Origin of the sequence: Methylosinus sp. sav-2, from assembly GCF_004366495.1 — a bacterium.
Classification (GTDB): Bacteria; Pseudomonadota; Alphaproteobacteria; order Rhizobiales; family Beijerinckiaceae; genus Methylosinus.
The window spans coordinates 1,284-3,783 of sequence record NZ_SOEJ01000034.1 but is presented as its reverse complement, the minus strand read 5'-3'; the positions used below and the strand labels follow the sequence as shown (position 1 = coordinate 3,783).

At 53.9% G+C, this 2,500-nt stretch carries 2 tRNA genes and 2 rRNA genes (2 of these 4 only partly in view); all 4 read right to left on the bottom strand.

Annotated features, from left to right (window positions below):
- Nucleotides 1-1,273 (bottom strand): 23S ribosomal RNA (locus EDE12_RS21455) (it extends 1,581 nt beyond the left edge of the window).
- 286 nt (nt 1,274-1,559) lie between these two features.
- Nucleotides 1,560-1,635: transfer RNA gene (locus EDE12_RS21450), tRNA-Ala, on the bottom strand.
- Nucleotides 1,636-1,722: 87 nt separating this feature from the next.
- Nucleotides 1,723-1,799 (bottom strand) — tRNA-Ile (locus EDE12_RS21445).
- A 168-nt stretch (nt 1,800-1,967) separates the two neighbouring features.
- Nucleotides 1,968-2,500 (bottom strand): 16S ribosomal RNA (locus EDE12_RS21440) (it continues 1,054 nt past the right edge of the window).
- Together the 16S and 23S rRNA genes with 2 tRNA genes alongside form the textbook arrangement of a ribosomal RNA operon.

Here is a 2,500-nt window from a genome sequence, read left to right as displayed (position 1 = left end):
TGCGGTGAGCCCAAAGCTTCGGCTCGTGGCTTGAGCCCCGGTACATCTTCGGCGCGGAAACCCTTATTTAGACCAGTGAGCTGTTACGCTTTCTTTAAAGGATGGCTGCTTCTAAGCCAACCTCCTGGTTGTTTTGGGATTTCTACATCCTTTCCCACTTAGCCACGAATTGGGGGCCTTAGCTGTTGGTCTGGGTTGTTTCCCTCTCCACAATGGACGTTAGCACCCACTGTGTGTCTCCCGCATACTACTTCCAGGTATTCGGAGTTTGGTTAGGTTTGGTAAGTCTGTGGGACCCCCTAGCCCATCCAGTGCTCTACCCCCTGGAGTATTCGTGCGAGGCGCTACCTAAATAGCTTTCGCGGAGAACCAGCTATTTCCGAGTTTGTTTGGCCTTTCACCCCTAACCACAAGTCATCCGAGTCTATTTCAACAGACACCGGTTCGGTCCTCCAGTGCATGTTACTGCACCTTCAACCTGCTCATGGCTAGATCACTCGGTTTCGGGTCTAAAGCAACGAACTGAACGCCCTGTTCAGACTCGCTTTCGCTGCGCCTACGCCTATCGGCTTAAGCTTGCTCGTTACTTTAAGTCGCTGACCCATTATACAAAAGGTACGCAGTCACCCAGGACGAACCTTGGGCTCCTACTGTTTGTAGGTATCCGGTTTCAGGAACTGTTTCACTCCCCTCGTCGGGGTGCTTTTCACCTTTCCCTCACGGTACTGGTTCACTATCGGTCGCTGAGGAGTACTTAGGCTTGGAGAGTGGTCTCCCCATCTTCAGACAGGATTGCACGTGTCCCGCCCTACTCATGTCTCATGTGCTTCGAAATCCATACGGGGCTATCACCCACTACGGCCCGACTTTCCAATCGGTTCTGATTAGAAACACACAAGAACTGGCCTGGTCCGCGTTCGCTCGCCACTACTAACGGAGTCTCGTTGATGTCCTTTCCTCCGGGTACTTAGATGTTTCAGTTCCCCGGGTTTGCTTTTGTATCCTATGTATTCAGATACAAATACCTTCTCATGATCTCTGTTAGTCCGAGGACATGCGTCTTCAGACATTCCAAAACCGCACGAAAACCTCAGAGCCTTTGTGCAGGCTAGAGATTTCCTCGGAATAACAGAGATCGAAGGTGGGTTTCCCCATTCGGAAATCCGCGGATCAAAGCTTGTTCGCAGCTCCCCACGGCTTATCGCAGCGTACCACGTCCTTCATCGCCTCTCAGCGCCAAGGCATCCACCGAATACCCTTAAGGCACTTGATCGCTCTCATTATCGATGCCCACCGCTCGGCAGCGGCCCTTTTCCCTTTCGAGATCAGGTTTGCATCGATAGAAAGACCAGTTTGCTTCAAACACATCCGAGAGCGCTGCGGTCACGCGGCGCCCACTTGCTGGTTGCTCGTCTTCATTTCGAACGTTCCCGTTCGATCGAAGAGATCGGATGCATTTCCTTTTCACGATGACAGACAACACGCATTTCGACAGCGCGTCGAAATGCGGAACTTGTTTCAAGGACGTTTGCGACGCCGTCTTCGGCGATCCGCGCATCTGGTGGAGCCAGACGGGATCGAACCGACGACCTCATGCTTGCAAAGCACGCGCTCTCCCAACTGAGCTATGGCCCCTTTAGAGCGAATAGCGAGTAGCAAATAGCGAGTAGAAAGGCGAAAAGCGGAACTATTCGCTATTCGCTACTCCCTATTCGCTAGAGCTGGTGGGCCTGGGAAGACTTGAACTTCCGACCTCACGCTTATCAAGCGCGCGCTCTAACCAACTGAGCTACAAGCCCAAACTGTCGCACGCCTCAGCTTTCGCGCCTGGCGGGCTCGTCCTTGTGAAGAAAGAGAAACGAAGACGGCGGCTATCCCGCCAGATCGGCCTGACTGGCCGTTGTGTTCCAAGTGATCCGACAGATCAAAAGGCGAGATGCCAAATGATCATAAGGGATCATCCTTAGAAAGGAGGTGATCCAGCCGCAGGTTCCCCTACGGCTACCTTGTTACGACTTCACCCCAGTCGCTGACCCTACCGTGGTCGTCTGCCTCCTTGCGGTTAGCGAAACGCCTTCGGGTAAAGCCAACTCCCATGGTGTGACGGGCGGTGTGTACAAGGCCCGGGAACGTATTCACCGCAGCGTGCTGATCTGCGATTACTAGCGATTCCACCTTCATGCACTCGAGTTGCAGAGTGCAATCCGAACTGAGACGGTTTTTTGAGATTTGCTAAGGGTCGCCCCTTCGCGTCCCATTGTCACCGCCATTGTAGCACGTGTGTAGCCCAGCCTGTAAGGGCCATGAGGACTTGACGTCATCCCCACCTTCCTCGCGGCTTATCACCGGCAGTCCCCCTAGAGTGCCCAACTGAATGATGGCAACTAAGGGCGAGGGTTGCGCTCGTTGCGGGACTTAACCCAACATCTCACGACACGAGCTGACGACAGCCATGCAGCACCTGTGCACCGGCCCCTTGCGGGAAGAAAGCCATCTCTGG